This is a genomic window from Pseudarthrobacter kochi (genome assembly GCF_055412805.1).
Genome location: NZ_JBVAYV010000042.1, coordinates 1 through 16,456, shown reverse-complemented (window position 1 = coordinate 16,456; position 16,456 = coordinate 1). Strand labels below are relative to the sequence as shown.

16 protein-coding genes are annotated in these 16,456 nt (G+C 63.3%); 12 read left to right on the top strand and 4 right to left on the bottom strand.

Annotated elements, in window-relative coordinates:
- The first annotated feature begins 27 nt into the window (after nucleotides 1–27).
- From ACZY0Y_RS16505 to ACZY0Y_RS16480, 6 genes are all read left to right on the top strand, one after another.
- Nucleotides 28–900, top strand: coding sequence for a PhzF family phenazine biosynthesis protein (locus tag ACZY0Y_RS16505; RefSeq protein ID WP_463959199.1), 873 nt, complete (start codon nucleotides 28–30; stop codon nucleotides 898–900).
- A complete protein-coding gene (locus ACZY0Y_RS16500; RefSeq protein WP_463959197.1) occupies nucleotides 897–1,421 on the top strand; it encodes a DUF2087 domain-containing protein in 525 nt (174 codons plus the stop codon). Before ACZY0Y_RS16505 ends, ACZY0Y_RS16500 begins: the two co-directional genes overlap by 4 nt.
- A gap of 414 nt (nucleotides 1,422–1,835) precedes the next feature.
- Complete coding sequence (locus ACZY0Y_RS16495; protein ID WP_463959195.1) at nucleotides 1,836–2,021, top strand: hypothetical protein; 186 nt, start codon at nucleotides 1,836–1,838, stop codon at nucleotides 2,019–2,021.
- Between the two features lie 347 nt (nucleotides 2,022–2,368).
- Nucleotides 2,369–3,331, top strand: a complete 963-nt coding sequence (locus ACZY0Y_RS16490) for a hypothetical protein (RefSeq protein WP_463959193.1) — start codon at nucleotides 2,369–2,371, stop codon at nucleotides 3,329–3,331.
- Nucleotides 3,324–3,752: a hypothetical protein gene (locus ACZY0Y_RS16485; protein WP_463959192.1), complete on the top strand. Its 429-nt coding sequence runs from the start codon at nucleotides 3,324–3,326 to the stop codon at nucleotides 3,750–3,752. Before ACZY0Y_RS16490 ends, ACZY0Y_RS16485 begins: the two co-directional genes overlap by 8 nt.
- 280 nt (nucleotides 3,753–4,032) lie before the next feature.
- Nucleotides 4,033–4,245, top strand: a complete 213-nt coding sequence (locus ACZY0Y_RS16480) for a type I restriction enzyme endonuclease domain-containing protein (protein WP_463959225.1) — start codon at nucleotides 4,033–4,035, stop codon at nucleotides 4,243–4,245.
- Nucleotides 4,246–4,333: 88 nt separating this feature from the next.
- Here the strand turns inward: ACZY0Y_RS16480 and ACZY0Y_RS16475 are convergent, their stop codons facing one another.
- The 3 genes from ACZY0Y_RS16475 to ACZY0Y_RS16465 form a co-directional block, all read right to left on the bottom strand.
- Nucleotides 4,334–4,732, bottom strand: coding sequence for a DUF898 family protein (locus ACZY0Y_RS16475; RefSeq protein ID WP_463959190.1), 399 nt, complete (start codon nucleotides 4,730–4,732; stop codon nucleotides 4,334–4,336).
- A gap of 91 nt (nucleotides 4,733–4,823) precedes the next feature.
- Nucleotides 4,824–5,486 (bottom strand): DUF4352 domain-containing protein, encoded by a 663-nt coding sequence (locus ACZY0Y_RS16470; RefSeq protein ID WP_463881486.1) that lies wholly within the window; start codon nucleotides 5,484–5,486, stop codon nucleotides 4,824–4,826.
- Nucleotides 5,487–5,531: 45 nt separating this feature from the next.
- Complete coding sequence (locus tag ACZY0Y_RS16465; protein WP_463959188.1) at nucleotides 5,532–6,191, bottom strand: Rv1352/Rv1906c domain-containing protein; 660 nt, start codon at nucleotides 6,189–6,191, stop codon at nucleotides 5,532–5,534.
- Nucleotides 6,192–6,428: 237 nt separating this feature from the next.
- Here ACZY0Y_RS16465 and ACZY0Y_RS16460 point away from each other — a divergent pair, with 237 nt between their 5' ends.
- The 3 genes from ACZY0Y_RS16460 (at nucleotide 6,429) to ACZY0Y_RS16450 (ending at nucleotide 11,327) form a co-directional block, all read left to right on the top strand.
- Nucleotides 6,429–8,492: a hypothetical protein gene (locus tag ACZY0Y_RS16460; protein WP_463959186.1), complete on the top strand. Its 2,064-nt coding sequence runs from the start codon at nucleotides 6,429–6,431 to the stop codon at nucleotides 8,490–8,492.
- Nucleotides 8,492–10,123, top strand: a complete 1,632-nt coding sequence (locus ACZY0Y_RS16455) for a class I SAM-dependent DNA methyltransferase (protein WP_463959184.1) — start codon at nucleotides 8,492–8,494, stop codon at nucleotides 10,121–10,123. Before ACZY0Y_RS16460 ends, ACZY0Y_RS16455 begins: the two co-directional genes overlap by 1 nt.
- 220 nt (nucleotides 10,124–10,343) lie before the next feature.
- On the top strand, nucleotides 10,344–11,327 hold the full coding sequence (locus tag ACZY0Y_RS16450; protein WP_463959182.1) for a restriction endonuclease subunit S: 984 nt from the start codon (nucleotides 10,344–10,346) through the stop codon (nucleotides 11,325–11,327).
- A gap of 68 nt (nucleotides 11,328–11,395) precedes the next feature.
- On the opposite strand, the gene ACZY0Y_RS16445 is transcribed toward ACZY0Y_RS16450, so the two are convergent.
- The gene (locus tag ACZY0Y_RS16445) at nucleotides 11,396–11,527 is read right to left on the bottom strand and encodes a hypothetical protein (protein ID WP_463959180.1); all 132 of its coding nucleotides are present in this window, start codon (nucleotides 11,525–11,527) and stop codon (nucleotides 11,396–11,398) included.
- Between the two features lie 7 nt (nucleotides 11,528–11,534).
- On the opposite strand from ACZY0Y_RS16445, the gene ACZY0Y_RS16440 reads away from it, so the two are divergent.
- The 3 genes from ACZY0Y_RS16440 to ACZY0Y_RS16430 all read left to right on the top strand — a co-directional run bounded on the left by ACZY0Y_RS16440 (nucleotide 11,535) and on the right by ACZY0Y_RS16430 (nucleotide 16,451).
- On the top strand, nucleotides 11,535–12,464 hold the full coding sequence (locus ACZY0Y_RS16440; RefSeq protein WP_463959179.1) for a PDDEXK nuclease domain-containing protein: 930 nt from the start codon (nucleotides 11,535–11,537) through the stop codon (nucleotides 12,462–12,464).
- Nucleotides 12,465–12,524: 60 nt separating this feature from the next.
- Nucleotides 12,525–15,716 carry a type I restriction endonuclease subunit R gene (locus ACZY0Y_RS16435; protein ID WP_463959177.1) on the top strand — a complete coding sequence of 1,064 codons (3,192 nt, stop codon included), beginning with the start codon at nucleotides 12,525–12,527 and terminating at the stop codon, nucleotides 15,714–15,716.
- Between the two features lie 426 nt (nucleotides 15,717–16,142).
- Nucleotides 16,143–16,451, top strand: a complete 309-nt coding sequence (locus ACZY0Y_RS16430) for a hypothetical protein (protein ID WP_463959175.1) — start codon at nucleotides 16,143–16,145, stop codon at nucleotides 16,449–16,451.
- Nucleotides 16,452–16,456: the final 5 nt, after the last annotated feature.

Sequence of the window (16,456 nt, the reverse complement as noted above, 5' to 3'; positions counted from 1 at the left end):
AGGGTTCAGGCATGGGAGGATCGGGGTATGGAAAACACCCCCGAGGTCCTCCGATTTGCGGCCTTTTCCACGACGCCGAACGGCGGCAATCCTGCCGGGCTGGTCCTGGACGCGCGCCACCTGGAAGAAGCCGAAATGCTGTCGGTGGCGGCCGCCGTCGGCTACGCCGAAACAGCCTTTGTGACGGAGCAGGGCGTCGACGGCGACCCGCGACGGAGCCGGGTCCGCTACTTCTCGCCGATCGCCGAGGTGCCATTCTGTGGCCATGCGACGATTGCGCTCGCCGTTGCGCTGAGCGGTCGCGACGGGGCTGGATCCTTCACCTTTGACACCCCGGTCGGCCCGATCGTTATCGAGACAGCTGGCGAAGGCACCGACGTCACCGCATCGTTCACCGCCGTCGAGCCGCGGCTGGCCAAAGTCGACGACGCCGTCCTGGCTGAACTCCTCGGATTGCTCGGCGTCGGGCAGGGCGATCTCGATCCGGCCTATCCGCCGAGGATCGCGTATTCGGGAAACTGGCATCCGGTGCTGGTCTTCGCCGACCGCACCCTTTTCGATTCCTTTGGCTTCGATCCGGAGGCGGTGCGCCGCCTCATGGACGCTCAGGGCTGGGCCGCCACGGTGACCGTCCTGCACCGCCTTGCAGATGGCGAATTCGAAGCGCGGAATCTGTTCCCGGTGGGCGCCATCACGGAGGACCCTGCAACAGGGGCCGCCGCGGCTGCGGTCGGCGGCTACCTGCGCATCCTGGGCCTGGTCGAACCGCCAGCGAGGGTCCTGATCCGCCAGGGACGGCACGTCGGCCGGCCGGGACTTCTCACCGTGGACATTCCCGCTGCCGGCGGGATAGTGGTCAGCGGCGGTGCCGTCCGGATTCCGGGCAAGGAACCGCTGTGACCGAAGGGACGAGGCAGAGCGGACCGCACTGGCGGCGAGCCGTGGCGGCCTTGGCCAACAACGACGCGCGGACCGCCTACGCGCAAATCGTGCTGGGCGCCAAGCTCCCCGACGTGGTTCCTGAGCTGAATGCCCGACGTCGGGACAGGGCCATCGCCGCCCTGCTGGAGTCCGGGCTCGTCGAACGGAATGCTGCCAACGAACTGGAGGCGTCCGGGGCGATCTTCAGCGGCCTGCTCGCCCAGCAACCCCGACGACAGGCGCAGACCGGGTTGGCTCGCTTCATGCGCCTGGGCAGGATCGAGCGGTATCCAGCCAACATGGCGGAACGGCGGGAGCTCCTCGCCTGGATTGTCCGTAAAGCCATCGAGCCCGGTGAACACCTAACGGAGAAGCAGGTGGATGAACGGCTTCTCAGTTATACCGATGACGTCGTGATGCTGCGCCGATACTTGATCGACTTCGAACTATTGGAACGGACTCCCTCCGGCTCCTCATACTCCCGGCACGACGACACCTAGGGACGAAGGCGACCGGATTCTGAGCGGTCAGCCCGCGCCCTGGCCCTCGCGGGCTCGGGATTTTTGCTGCGAGTGCGGTGGCCGCGCACGCTGCATCGGCCGCAGCAGTCGGCGTGGGCTTTGCAAGATGCTTCACCGTTGGATGCCAGCAGGGCAGCCATGGCAATGGCCAGATCGAACACCTATTTGGGACTCTTCTAAATGCGTGTCAGACCAAAGGGATGAACTTGAGCCTGTATGCAGCCGTCGATCGGACCGGACCGGGCTCGGCCTGGCCGTAACCCTCGAGTTCCTCGGCGCGCTCGCTGTCGCCATCGCCGGCCGCGACGTCTGCCCGACCTTGCCGGGCCGTCCTGGCCGACATCGGCGTGGTGGCGTCAAAACACCCCGGTCCCACCGCAGACATTACGGGCATTGACCTGCACTGCCCACAGCGGCGGCCCGGGCTGCTGCATCCTGCTCAACCGCACTGTCGACTGGCGCCTCCCCGGCCTGCCAGGGACCACCGTGACCAGCATCAACCCCATCTGGGAGGCCCGGACCAGCTGGGTCTTCCTCCATCAGGCCCATGACCCCATCGAATGGATTGGCATGGGCTGATCGTCATCAGCAACGTCGTGGTGTCCGTGCGGGGTTTTGCCTCGCCCAGGAAACGAGGGGCAGCGGTGGCGCTGCGGGCATCGCGGACGGGCTGAGGCCCGTGCTGTCTCGGCAAATCCTTCCAGCCCGACCGCATCGAGGCCGAGGTATTCCGGATGGTGGGCTTAGGAACTTCCTCATCGGAAGACCTCGCCCAATACCGCCGCTGACGCACGCAACACGACGACACACATCTTTGATGAGCCGCTTTCCCGCAGACCCTACCAAATGACACTACGATTCGGGGTTGTGAACACTATTACCCGACTCGGAGGAACTCGATGGTCCTGCCTCTAGTGCCACTTGCCTTGATCGGCATCGGGGTCATCAGCGGCGCGAGCGGCGCGGCCTTTGGCCTCAAAGGCGGCTATGACATCAAGAGCGCCAACGACCGTATCCGGAAGTCTGGAGCGCATTACGACCAGGAACGTCGCAAGCTTGAGGCTCACGAGCTGCTCACGAACGATTCCCTGAAAGTCCTCGGCACCCGCCAGGAGCAGGCCATTCACATGATTGTTGAGCGAATGGCTGACTTCCTGCGGCGGCACGAGAAGCGGGTGACGGAGAGCGAGAAGCTCTTAGTAGACGGACTCGAGTCGACGCCGGGGCAGGTCACGCTCGAAGGAAGTCTGGGGCAGGAAGCGATCTCCTGGATGCGCGGGATGGTCGGGTCGGCAGCCACGGGGGTCGGCATCAACTCCGGGATCACCACGGCAGTTACAGCGTTCGCCGCCGCGAGCACAGGCACTTCCATCGCGGCTTTGTCCGGTGTGGCCGCGACAAACGCGACTCTTGCCTTTCTCGGTGGTGGCAGCATAGCCTCGGGTGGCGCCGGGATGGCAGCCGGAGCAGCCGCCCTAAACTTCGTTACGATTGGGCCCGCGATCCTCGTAAGTGGCCTTGTGGTCGCTGGGCAGGGTGAGAAAGCGAAGACGAATGCCCGCGAAAACGAGGCCAAGGTAGGCGTCGCAATCGCCGAGATGCAGGTGACGAAAGCGAAGTTCGACGCGGTCGGCGCACGGGCCGCGGAACTCGAGGGGTTGCTTTGCCGACTTGTCGTGCGAGCCACGTCGGCACTCGAGCTGCTCGAGTCCGAACTGTTCGACCCAGCACGCCATGCGGCTCGGTTCCAGCAGGCGGTGACGTTGACGATTGCCGTTCGCAACGTCGCATCAGCTAAAGTCGTTGACGAATCGGGAGACTTGAACGAGGAGACAGCCAAGTTCAATGTCAAGTACCGCACTCTGGTCAAGGAGGCTGAGGATGTCTGACGCGAAGGTGCACGTCGGCAAGGTGGTTGGATCAAAGCACTCGCCAATTCTCAACGCTGATGCGTTCGCCGCTCTCAGCGAGATCGTGGGGGCCGCACGCGAGTACGGCCGGATCCGGCAGGAGGAACACACAAAGCGCGAAGCCATTGCAGCGGCCGAGCATGTCCAAGTCGACCGCATCCACGCGGCCGAAAAGATTCTGAGGCTCTACTTCGAGGGAATCTTTGCTGAGCGCGCAAAGACCAGCGAGGACATGTTCATCCGCCTCGACCGGGCCATGGACTCGGGAGACCCCCAAATGGTTCACGCCGTCGTCCGGGGCATCGTCGATCTCGCCCAGTCTTCGCCGCTCGCTGGCCTGGAGGACTTTGGCAAGTTCTGGGCAGAACTCGGCACCGACGCCAACCCCGTTGAACTGTAAGACGGTTGGTATAGGGATCTCTCTCATCGGAGGACCTCGACCTCTACCCGGACACCCTCGCGACCACGCCGTCGCATCCTCAACCGCGAAGAGTCCAATGAGTGGCTATTCGCGGCGAATTCCCTGCCGCGATGCATATTCTGCAGCCCGTGGTCAGGCGGCGGTCCTGAGCATAAACCGAGGATCAAATTTCTCTCCGCCACTGAACACCGACGAGCTGGCATTCTTCGACGCGGTGGCCTAGAAGGAGTCCGCTGTCCAGGTTCAGAGAGAAGGGGTACTGGCCAATAATCCCCGAGCTGGTCTCCGTCATGGCCTTGACATCCGAACAGACTGGACGGTCCGGGATGATGTGCGGGCCAAACTGCGCTCTACAATCCAGCGGTTGCTAGTCAAGTTCGACTACCCACCGGATAAAGCAGCCGCAGACGATCCGGCGTCGATAAAGCCTACTTGCCGATCCATGCGTGCAGGCCTTATCCATGGTGTGTGATGTTCAGGTCATGGTGCGTAGCGGCCCACTGGCAGTCGGGCGGCGTGCAGAAAAGCCCTGCGCCCCAAAGGGTGCAGGGCCATTCCGTCTAGGCGTAAACGGTGTTCTCGACCTTCCACTGCATCAGCCGCGGGTAGACCCAGAAGGTGTAGATGCCCAGCGTGATTATGCTTAGCAGCAGCCACTTGATCCAGAGACCGAAGATGCCCCACCCGGTGCCGATGAACAAAAGCTGCCGGCCATGCAGAATCGTGTTCTTGGCCCGCCACCGTTCGACCAGGACAACCGCGAACGGGTAGCAGATCCCAATCGTGCAGATCGTAATCAGGACGCCGAGGATCTGGGTTCCGAACCAGGACGCAGCCCCGCCGCTGAACTTGTAGATCTTGGCGCCGGGAACGGTTCCGACGCCGGCGCTCACCATGGTCCCTGGGTTGACCGTCGGCATCTGCCCGTACGACGAAATTTTCTCTTTGTTGATGCTCAAGGAATCCCCCAATAGATAACGTGAAAGTGAACAGTTGAACTGTAAGCGTCGCGAGGGAGCCGGGCACCCCGGACACGGCTCCCCTGCCGCACTACCCTGGAATCTGGATCCGAGCGGCTTCCTGCATCAGCGGCGTGGAGATCATCACTGTCGAAGCACCGGGCGCGATATCAAACGCGATGAATCCCCGAGTCTTGTCACCCGGCAGAACGTCACCGGAGCCAAGCTGGTTTTCCGCGAAAAGGTTCAGATCGGCCTTGCGCCCACTGGAGTCCTTGGCCGAGAAGTAGAACGGGTTGGAACTTGTCTTGCCCGCCTCCGTTTCCCACAGGACGTCCAGGAGCAGGTAGCTTCCACTCTTTGGTGCCGTGGCAAAAGCTGTGGTGGTGACGGCCTCCGTGCGGACGGCAGAGACAATGGTGATCTTCGCGACGTTGCCGTTGCCCATCTTGACGCTGAACGGAACGCCGACGGCGGGTCCGGCCGGCGCCGCCGGTGGAGCGGCGGGGGCAGCCGGCGCTGCGGCCGGTGCAGCAGCTACCGAAGAAGCGGGTGCTGCTGCCGCAGGAGCCGAGGCCGCGGCCGCCGGGGTGGCATCGCTGGCTTGCTTGGAGCCTCCGGAGCACGAGCCCAAGGCGATGCCAAGCACCAGGACACCTGCAGGAATGAGGAAGCGCTTCTTCTTGAAGAACGGCCGCGGCTGAGGCGCTGCAATAGCAGCCTTGAAGGGATGTTCCGAAATCTCGTGAGACATGTGGTGCCTTTCTTAGGTGAGTGAATGATGTGAAGCGTGGGACTGTTACTGCTTTTCCCACTTGCCGCAGCGGCTGGACTTGAAGCCCTGCCCGCCGGCGAGCGCAACTGAGGGCCGGCCGCCGCCGGGGAGATCGTTGTCGATGATGTTGCTGCCGTTGCTGCCGGTCGCGTAGATACCCCAGTAGCAGGAGGAGCCGACGTCGGCAGTGGCCCGGTAGGTGCCGGCCTCGATGTCCTTGCCCACTGTCCAGGTGCCGTCGGCGATGGTGTTGGCTGCCTTGGTTTTCTCGGCGCCGGTCACCGCCTCTTCGCGCTTCTTGACGGCCGCATCAGCGCTCTTCACGGCTGCATCCGCCTTGCCGACCTCTGCTTCGCGTGCCGTGACCTTCGCCTCGCGGGCGGCCATGCCGTTCTGCAGAGTGTCGTACTTGGACTTCATGGACTCGTAGCTGGACTTGACCGAGTCGCGGTCCGACTCCACGGACGCCTTCTCCCCCACCAGTGCCACGTAGGCGTCGCTGGACTTCGGGTCCGGCAGGGTCGTGCCGATACCGACAGCGCCGGCCAACAGCGCCAGTACGGCTACCGCGGGGAGGACCCTCTTCTTCCGGACAGGCTTTGCCGCGCCCGATGACGGACCCGACACCTGCGACCCTTCATCGAGCTGCGGCTCGCCGGCCTGGTTGGTATCAGTGTTCGGCATGATCTCTTCCTCTGTTCATGGGTGGCTGCTGAGCGGCGGCGGGAAACCGATCCCCCAATGCGTGGTTCCCCGCCGCCGTCGCAGCACCGGAAGATTCCTTCGTAGCTGCAGGATCGAAGCTACGGCTCCTCCGGAGCGGAAAGACGATAGAACACTGATAACCCCCGTTATCAGCACTTCGCCGGAATAGTCACCCCACACCGCTAGGCTGAGGGTCGACGTCGCAAGGAGGCACAAATGACCCAAGCAGAAGCCCTGCGCATGACCCTTTCGGACGTTGCCGCCCTGGCGCACGTCCAGCGCCCGGTCGTCTCCATGTGGCGCAAACGCAGCACCGGGTCGGCTCACCCGTTTCCCGAGCCCGCGGCGTTGGAAGGCGGCCGTGAACTGTTCGACGGCGACCAGGTTGCCAGCTGGCTGGACGCAACCGGACGAGGCAATAACCCTGATGCCGTGAAAGACGCCGCCGCCTTCGCCCGGATGGCCGCAACGCCGCCCGGCGGCGTCGAGGGAAACACCCTGGCGGCTCTCACCGCCCTGCTGACACTCAAGGCCATGACAGGAATAGAGATTGGGGCACTGGGCCCGGATGACCTGCTGGATCTTGCAGACGAGTGTGATCCTGACGACCTGTTCCTGTACTCGGAGCTGGAAGCCCAGGGCGCGTCGCTCGCTTCCACGGCGGCGTTCGCTGACCGGCTGGTGGACAGTGCCTACAACGCCCCGGCCGCTTTTGAACAGCTGCTTGCCGCACGGTTCCGGGCGGGGCTTCGGGAGTACTCGGATACCGCCCTTACCGACTCCGCAGTAGGACTGATTTCCGCTGCTGCCGTCGAACTGGCCGCGACGCTCGGCGGGCACCCCGTGTTTGCCGACTCCACTCGCGGCGGCAGCGATCTCCTGATGGGCGTTGTGCACGCTTCCGGAGAGGGTGCTCCAGTCACTTTTCTGACCGCGGACCACGACGGCGGAGCCGCTCGCCTTGTGCGTCGCCGCCTGCGCGTGCATGGTGTGGACTCCGGACAGATCCGGGTCGAGGCCAGCGGCGAGTTCGACGTGCATGGAGCCGTGGTGCATGTGGCGCAGTACCCATCACCCGGTGAACCCGGCATGGACGCACCACAAATCCTTGCGGCGGTGGAACAACTTATCCTGCAGATGGACGATCATCAGCGGGCAGTCGTCATCGCGCCCGCACGCGTTCTCTGCGATGTCCCGCTGACGGCCGCGGCTGCCGGCGTCCGTTCAGGGCTTCTACGAACAGGCCGGGTGCGTGCCATCGTGCGGCTCCCGCAGGGACTGCTGCGTTCCAAGCCACGCGAAGCCCAGGCGCTGTGGGTGCTGGGACCGTCCTTTGCCGAGGTTCCCATTGCGGAGCGGTGGACCATGGTGGCGGACCTCAGCGCACAGGAGCTCACAGAAGACGTCAAACAAGACGTGGTCAGCGACGTTGTCGCGTCCATGGGCGACCGCGCCACGGTCCGCGCGCACTCCTTCCGTTTTGCCCGGCTGGTGCAGACCCGTCTCCTGCTGGCGAGTAGGAAGTCCCTGGCGGTAGCGCACCCAAGCGGTTCGACGCCGGCTTCCGGCGGCGCCGAGGCAACCCTTCGGGTGGAGGAACTCGTGCGCCTGCTGAGAGACGAAGTGCCTGAACGATCCGGTCACGTGGCAGTGCTCCCGGAGGATCCGAGCAGGAAGGCTCCGCCCACATCCGTTCAGGAACTCATCGCCGCCGGCACCCTCAAATACATCAAAGGGAACCGGCTCGAGGATGCGGATCTGACCTCCACGGAGGGAACACGGATCTTGGGCCCGGCGGAACTGATCGACGCGCACAGCGCCCCAACTAGGCACGTCGGCTTGCTGGACCTGGCAGCAAACTATCCCGCGAGCCGCCTCACCGAGCCGGGCGACGTCGTCTTCTGCACCAGCCCCAAGCCGGCCGCGATGGTGGACGTGGAAGGCGGCTCCGCCGTCGTCTTCCCCGCCCGGGTCTTGAGGATCGACGCCGGTGACCCCGGCGGACTGGTGGCCGACGTCGTCGCCGCGGATATCAACAAGCTCCCCGTGGCGGACAAGTCCTGGCGCCAGTGGCGCCTTCGCCGCGTCCCGGACGCCCAACGTAAGAAGCTGGCCGATTACTTCGCCCGGCTGCAACACGAACAGCAACAAGCCCGCGAACGCCTCAAACGGCTGGAGGAACTCGCTACCCTGATTACGGACGGCGTAGCGGGCGGAAGCCTCACCCTGACAGACCCCAGCACTAAGCTCGCCGAACCACAGACCGAAGGAACCCAGTAATGCCCCCGAAATTGAAGGTGGACCTCGCCCCGTCCACCATGAAGGAACTCAAGGACACCCTCTGGAAGGCCGCGGACAAGCTGCGCGGCTCCATGGATGCCTCCCAGTACAAGGACGTGATCCTCGGCCTGGTATTCCTGAAGTACGTCTCGGACGCCTTCGAGGAACGCCGCGGCCAAATCCAGGCCGAGCTGGAAGCAGACGGGCTCAACGAGGAGCAGATCGCCCAGCTGATCGACGACGTGGACGAGTACACCGGCCGCGGCGTGTTTTGGGTGTCCGAACGGGCCCGCTGGGCCTACCTGGCCGAGAACGCCAAGGGTCTGCCTGCGACGGACGGCGCCGAGCCCAAGCAGATCGGGCAGCTCATCGATGAAGCCATGGACCTCATCATGGCGGACAACAGGTCCCTCGCCGCCACGCTCCCCCGCATCTACAACCGCGACAACGTGGACCAGCGCCGCCTCGGCGAACTGCTGGACCTGTTCAACTCCGCCCGGTTCACCGGCCAGGGGGCCAGCAAGGCCCGTGACCTGCTCGGTGAAGTGTACGAGTACTTCCTGGAGAAGTTCGCCAAGGCCGAGGGCAAGCGCGGCGGCGAGTTCTACACCCCCGCCGGCGTGGTCCGCGTCCTGGTCGAAGTACTGGAACCCCACCAAGGCCGGGTCTATGATCCCTGCTGCGGCTCCGGCGGCATGTTCGTCCAGGCCGAGAAATTCCTCGCGGCGCACAACATGGAGGGCTCGGACATTTCCGTCTACGGCCAGGAGCTCAACGAGCGCACCTGGCGAATGGCCAAGATGAACCTCGCCATCCACGGCCTCAACGCCAACCTCGCCTCCCGCTGGGGCGACACCTTCGCCCGGGACCAGCACCCCGAGCTGACCGGCAACAACGGCGCGGACTTCATCATGGCCAACCCGCCCTTCAACATCAAGGACTGGGCACGCTCCGAGTCCGATCCCCGCTGGAAGTACGGCGTGCCTCCGGCCGGCAACGCCAACTACGCCTGGATCCAGCACATCATCTCCAAGCTGGCGCCCGGCGGGTCCGCCGGCGTGGTCATGGCCAACGGCTCCATGTCCTCCAACTCCGGCGGCGAGGGCGAGATCCGCGCCCAGCTGGTGGAGGCGGACCTGGTCTCCTGCATGGTGGCGCTGCCCACCCAGCTCTTCCGCAGTACCGGCATCCCGGTCTGCACGTGGTTCTTCGCCAAGGACAAATCCGTGGGTCCGCGCGGGTCCGTCGACCGCACCGGGCAGGTGCTGTTCATCGACGCCCGCAACCTCGGCTCCATGGTGGACCGCGCCGAGCGCGCCCTGTCCGACGAGGACATCGCCAAGATCGCCAACACTTTCCACGCCTGGCGCGGGACTACTTCGGCGGTCGAGTCGGGCCTGGCGTACGACGACGAAGCCGGCTTCTGCTTCTCGGCCAGCCTCGCGGAGGTCAAGGCTGCGGATTACGCGCTGACGCCCGGCCGGTATGTCGGAGCGGTCGAAGTGGAGGACGACGGCGAGGCGATCGAGGACAAGATCGCCCGGTTATCCAAGGAGCTGTTTGAGCAGTTCGAGGAGTCCGAGCGGCTGGCGGCGGTTGTGCGCGAGCAGTTGGGGAGGGTCGATGTCTGATAGTCGGGTTAGTGCCCTATCTGCCCACATTCGCGTCAAGCACGGTTTTGCGTTCCCTGGCGTCGAGTTCAGTGACGATCCATCATTCCCAACGCTAGTAACCCCAGGAAATTTTTCCATTGGAGGCGGCTTCAAGCAAACGAAAGCGAAGACATTCGCCGGGGAGTACCCAGCGGAGTACGAGCTCTCTGCGGGTGACCTGATCGTCAGCATGACGGACTTGAGCAAGGAGGGCGACACCTTGGGCCTTCCCGCAGTCGTTCCTGAGGGCAAGTTCCTCCACAATCAACGTGTCGGATTAGTTGAGATTCTCGATCCAGCAAGCGTCGACGCAGGGTTCTTGGGCTACTTTCTCCGAACGGATGCGTACCGCGCCCACATTCTGGGAACGGCGTCGGGTAGCACCGTACGCCACACCAGCCCGTCGCGCATCGGCGCTTTCGTGACAGCGATGCCTCCCTTGGCCCAACAAGTGTCAATCGCGGAAGTATTGGGCGCGCTCGACGACAAGATCGCAGTCAACTTGAGGCTGGCCGAAGCCGCTGAAAAGCTTGCGACAGCTGAATATTATCGGCGAGTCCGCCATCTGCCGTTCTCCCAACGATCATTTGGTGATGTCGCCAAGGTGAGCGGCGGGGGCACTCCGAGCACGTCGATCTCTGAGTACTGGAACGGCGACGTCTTGTGGGCAACTCCAACGGACGTAACCGGCCTCCGAGGGCCATACCTGTCCGCCACCTCCCGTCGGATCACAGAAACCGGGCTGTCTGCCTGCGCCTCGGAGCTTTACCCAGCGGGCGCGATTCTCATGACTTCGCGAGCGACTATCGGGGCCTTCGCGTTGGCGCAGGAGCCGATGGCTGTGAACCAAGGGTTCATCGTCGTGCAACCAAACGACCCGGATCTCCGTTTCTGGTTCTTCCACGAAATGCAGAGCCGCGTCGACGAATTTGTTTCGCTGGCAAACGGAGCCACATTCCTTGAGTTGAGCCGTGGAAATTTTAAGAAGTTCAAAGTGCGGCTTGCCGAGCCACACGTCATGAAGGAGTTTGTCGCCCTGGCGGAGCCGCTTCATGCGGCAGCCGCAAATGCGCTTTCGGAGAACACCAAATTGGCCACCACCCGAGACACACTCCTCCCCCAACTCATGTCCGGCAAGTTGCGGGTCAAGGATGCGGAAGCTCTGGTCGCCGCTGCTGTGTGATCGCAGCCAAGAATGTCAGTGGCCGCGGATAGATTCAAGGTGAAATGACCACCCGGAAAGGAACCGATCTACATGTCATCACCAGCGTCATTTGAATCAACGCCGGCGAAGTCCAGCATGCCGGAGTGGTACCCGGAGTTGCTGGCGTCCGTGTCGAGACAAATCAATTCCGGCAGGTCCAGGGCAATATCGGCAGCCAACCGGGAGATGCTGCTCTCCTACTGGTCGATCGGCAACCAGTTGGCCAAACGGGAATCGGAACAAGGATGGGGTAGCAAAGTAGTCACGCGGCTCTCGGCTGACGTACGCTCAGCTTTTCCCGAGACACGGGGATTCTCGCCGCGAAATCTGCGGTACATGAAGTCCTTCGCCGAGGCGTGGCCCGAGTTTCCAATGTTGCAACAGGCTGTTGCAACATTGCCGTGGGGCCACAACGTCGTCCTGATCGACAAACTGGAGGACCAAGGAACCCGGCTATGGTACGCCGAGCGCGCACTGGCCGATGGCTGGTCCCGCAATGTTCTGGTCCACCAGATCGAGACGAGGCTCCACGAACGCTCCGGCAAGGCCGTCACCAACTTCTCGACGACGATGCCGCCGGAGGACTCGGATCTGGCCCAGCAGTCGTTCAAAGACCCGTACGTTTTCGATTTTGTGTCCACGGCGGGTAAACGAAATGAACGCGAGTTTGAGGGCCAACTAGTCCTGCACGTCGAAAAGTTCCTGCTGGAACTCGGCCAAGGGTTCGCCTTCGTAGGCCGGCAGTTCCGTTTGACGATCGGCGAGGACGAGTTCTTTGCCGATCTGCTGTTCTACAACTTTAGGCTGCGCTGTTTTGTGGTGGTCGAGCTGAAGGCCACCTCCTTCAAGCCCGAGTATCTGGGCCAGATAAACATGTATATGTCTGCTGTTGACGATCTCCTGGCCCAGGCTGACGACCAGCCGACCATCGGACTGCTGCTGTGCAAGACCAAGAACAATGTGGTGGCTGAGTACTCTCTGCGTGGATTCTCGAAACCGATCGGTATCGCCGAATGGGAATCCGAAATCGTGAAGTCGCTCCCCAAGGAATTCGCCTCCACACTACCCAGCATCAGCGAACTCGAAGCCGAACTTTCAGGCGACACGTCCGAATGAATTCCGGCTGGGCTGGCTTTAGATAGGCTGGACGCCAAACGACTGTGGGGGAAAACTGAAATGACATTGGCCGCAATTGCCTTTTCCGAAGCCGACTGGGAAGGCGTGGCCCTCGAGCTCCTGGCCGAGCCGCTCTTATGGCGGCCCGCGTCCGGGCAGGACATCGCGCCCGGCAGGGGCGAGCGGGATTCCTGGGACGAGCTGCTGATCCGGCCCCGGCTGCTCGCGGCCCTCCAGCAGTTCAACCCGACGGTTCCGGCCCAGTACCTGCAGCAGGCCGTCGCCGAGATCGCCTCGCCCAAGTCCCAGGACGCCATCACCGAGAACCAGCGCATCCACAGCTACTTAGTAGACGGCTACCGGCTCAGCTACATCGACGCGGACGGTAACGAGGCCAACCCCACCATCCACCTGATCAGCTCGGATCCGGACCGGAATGACTGGCTCGCCGTCAACCAGGTCACGCTGGTGCAGGGCGACTACAAACGCCGCTTCGACGTTGTGCTCTACTGCAACGGCATGCCGGTCAGCGTCATCGAACTCAAGAAGGCCGGCAGCGCCACCGCCGACGTCGCCTCCGCGCACGCCCAGCTTCAGACCTACCTGCGCGAGTTCCCGATGGCGTTCCGCTTCTGCGTGTTCACACTCGCCTCGGACGGAATCCAGGCCAAGTACGGCACACCGTTCACTCCGCTCAACCACTTCTCACCGTGGAACGTCGACGACGACGGCGTGCCGGTCGCGCCGGGCTACATGGAAGACGGCGAAGCTGTGACGGCTTTGGAGACTTCGCTCCAGGGCCTCTACAACCAGGAGCGGTTCCTGCAACTGGTCCGCAACTTCACCGCGTTCGACGGCGGCCCGGACGGGCTGTCCAAGCGCATCGCCAAACCACACCAGTATTTCGCCGTGACCAAAGCGGTGGGAAGCACGGTCCAGGCGGTGGAAAGCAACGGCAAGGCCGGCGTCGTCTGGCACACCCAGGGCTCCGGCAAGTCCATGGAGATGGAGCTCTACGCCAACCTGGTGGCCCGGCACCCCAAGCTCAAGAACCCCACCGTGGTGGTCATCACCGACCGTAACGAGCTCGACGGCCAGCTGTTCGAGGGGTTCAACCGGAGCCTGCTGCTGGCGGAAAACCCCCAGCAGATCAGGAAGCGCTCCGAACTCCGGGACGAATTGAGCAACCGCACCACCGGCGGCATCTACTTCACCACCCTGCAGAAGTTCGGCCGCAGCAAGTCGGAGAAAGACGCCGGCGCCGACCACCCGCTGCTGTCCGACCGGCGCAACATCATTGTGGTGGTGGACGAGGCGCACCGTTCGCACTACGACGACCTGGACGGCTACGCCCGGCACCTCCGCGATGCCCTGCCGCACGCCACGCTGATCGCCTTCACCGGGACGCCCATCTCCTTCGATGACCGCAACACCCAAGACGTGTTCGGCGAATACATCGACATCTACGACCTCTCCCGGGCGGTGGAGGACGGCGCCACGGTCCCGGTGTACTTCGAACCCCGGCTGATCAAGGTGGGCTTGGCCTCCGACGTAACGGAGGAGATCCTGGACCAGGCGGCCGACGAGGCCACCCTGGGCCTGGACGACACCGAACGGGCGCGCGTCGAGGCGAGTGTCGCCGTCGTGAATGCTGTCTACGGAGCGCCGCAGCGGATCGCTGCGCTGGCCGCCGACCTGGTGGCGCACTGGGAAAACCGCAGGGCACGGATGGGCAAGTTCATCGAGGCGCCGGGCAAGGCGATGATCGTCGGCGGGACGCGGGAAATCTGCGCGAAGCTGTACACGGCGATCGTTGAACTGCGGCCCGACTGGCACTCCGATGACCTGGCCAAGGGCAAGATCAAGGTGGTCTACTCCGGCACCGCGTCCGACGTGCCGCCGGTCTCCGATCACGTCCGCCGCGACTCCCTGAACGCGACGGTGAAGGAGCGGCTCAAGGACGTGGACGACGAACTGGAGCTGGTGATCGTCAAGGACATGATGCTCACCGGCTACGACTCCCCGCCGCTGCATACCCTGTACCTGGACCGGCCGCTCAAGGGCGCGCTGCTGATGCAGACGCTGGCGCGGGTGAACCGGACCTTCCGCGGCAAGCAGGACGGGCTACTGGTGGCCTACGCGCCGCTGGCGGAGAACCTGGCCAAGGCGCTGGGCGAATACACCAAGGACGACCGCGCGAACAAGCCGGTGGGTAGGAACATCGATGAGGCCGTCGCGGCGGCACTCGGTCTGGTGGAATCCCTGCGCGGCCTGCTCGCCGGGTACGACTGGCGGGACGTCCTGATGAAGGGCGGCCCGAAGGCGTTTGTGTCCGCCGCGACGGGTTCCGCGAACTACCTGCGCAGCCCGGAGACGCCGGGAAACCAGCACGACGCCGGCGAGGAGACGCTGGCCTCGAAGTACCGGCGCTTCTCCAGCCGGCTCTCCCGTGCCTGGGCGCTGTGCTCGGGGTCCGAGACACTGGCGGAGCTGCGGCCGGAGATCCAGGTCTACGAAGAGACCCGTGTTTACATGGCCAAGTTCGACGCCGCCGACCGTCAGGCCAGCGGCGAGCCGGTGCCGGAGGAGATCCAGCGTCTGCTGGGCAATCTGATCGCTACCGCGACGTCCTCCGGCGAGGTACTGGACATATATGAGGCTGCCGGCATGCCGAAGCCATCACTGAATGACCTGACCCCCGAGTTCATCGCCAAGACCCAGCAGGCGCGGAATCCGCAGCTGGCGATCGAGGCGCTGCGGAAGCTCATCGCCGACGAGTCTGCGAAGACGACCCGGAATAACGTCATCCGCCAGCGCGCGTTCTCGGAACGGATCACCGAGCTGATGAAGAAGTACACCAACCAGCAGCTGACGTCCGCCGAGGTTATTGCCGAGCTGGTGGAACTGGCCCGCGAAGTCGCCGCCGAAGGCAACCGCGGAGCTCGGTTCACTCCCCCGCTGAACTCGGACGAGTTGGCGTTCTACGACGCCGTGGCTTTGAACGAATCCGCAGTGGAGGTCCAGGGCGAAGGCATCCTGGCGGACATTGCCAGGGAGTTGGTGTCCGTGATGCGCCGGGACGTGCGCACCGACTGGACCGTCCGCGACGACGTCAGGGCCAAGCTGCGCTCTTCGATCAAACGGCTCCTGGTCCGGTTCGGCTACCCGCCGGACAAGCAGCCCGAAGCCATCAAGTTGGTCATGGGGCAAATGGAATCCATGGCACCCCGCTTTGCCGAGGGGCGGGGATGAGTGCGAAGATCCAGTCAAGAAAGTGAACTACCATAGAGTCGTCCATGCTTGAGGAGTTCGAAGACGTGCCACGGGACATCCCGGCACTCATGTGAGAGATTTTCTTGGGTGCGTAGTGTGAAGTCTCAGCCGTGTAGAGACACGTAACTTCAGGAAGCCATCGGACCGCCCTGATTGTCATGACCTCCAGTTACTATGGATCGAAGGAGACGGGGAGGCGCACAAATGGGGTCAGAATCATCCTCTGAAGGGGTAGGGCCAGAGCTAGTCATAGCTCTAGTTCGTCCCATCGGAGTACCGAGGGAAGCACTACTAGAGCCCATCGAGGCCGCCCTCAATCGACTAGGTTATACACCAGTTGTAGTCAGACTTAGTTCGCTGCTTGAACCAACCCAAAGCCCCAACACGTCGGCAACGAAATCACTCATGGGCGAAGACACGCGTGTAGAAACTCTCATTGAGGCGGGCCGTGCTTTCTGTGATCGCCATAAACAAGCTGATGCCTTGGCCAAGCTGGCGATTCAGGAGATACGAAGGATCCGTGAGGTCGAAAATAAACGTACGACAGGCATAGAGGACACGGCTGGTTCGCCTCTAAAACGCGTCGCCTTCATTATTGACTCGCTAAAACTGAGGTGTACTACTGATGTGAGACAGTCTTTGAAAGGATTGTTCCCATGTCTTCCCGTCCCACGTTTTCTGATGAGTTCAAGGCTGATGCTGTTGATCTCGTGATTACT

Excerpts from the sequence above, each read along its gene's own strand:
- ACZY0Y_RS16505 (WP_463959199.1), top strand. The coding sequence starts at position 28 with ATGGAAAACACCCCCGAGGTCCTCCGATTTGCGGCCTTTTCCACGACG.
- ACZY0Y_RS16485 (WP_463959192.1), top strand. The coding sequence starts at position 3,324 with ATGTCTGACGCGAAGGTGCACGTCGGCAAGGTGGTTGGATCAAAGCAC.
- ACZY0Y_RS16470 (WP_463881486.1), bottom strand. The coding sequence starts at position 5,486 with ATGTCTCACGAGATTTCGGAACATCCCTTCAAGGCTGCTATTGCAGCG.
- ACZY0Y_RS16465 (WP_463959188.1), bottom strand. The coding sequence starts at position 6,191 with ATGCCGAACACTGATACCAACCAGGCCGGCGAGCCGCAGCTCGATGAA.
- ACZY0Y_RS16460 (WP_463959186.1), top strand. The coding sequence starts at position 6,429 with ATGACCCAAGCAGAAGCCCTGCGCATGACCCTTTCGGACGTTGCCGCC.
- ACZY0Y_RS16455 (WP_463959184.1), top strand. The coding sequence starts at position 8,492 with ATGCCCCCGAAATTGAAGGTGGACCTCGCCCCGTCCACCATGAAGGAA.
- ACZY0Y_RS16440 (WP_463959179.1), top strand. The coding sequence starts at position 11,535 with ATGCTGCTCTCCTACTGGTCGATCGGCAACCAGTTGGCCAAACGGGAA.
- ACZY0Y_RS16435 (WP_463959177.1), top strand. The coding sequence starts at position 12,525 with ATGACATTGGCCGCAATTGCCTTTTCCGAAGCCGACTGGGAAGGCGTG.
- ACZY0Y_RS16430 (WP_463959175.1), top strand. The coding sequence starts at position 16,143 with ATGGGCGAAGACACGCGTGTAGAAACTCTCATTGAGGCGGGCCGTGCT.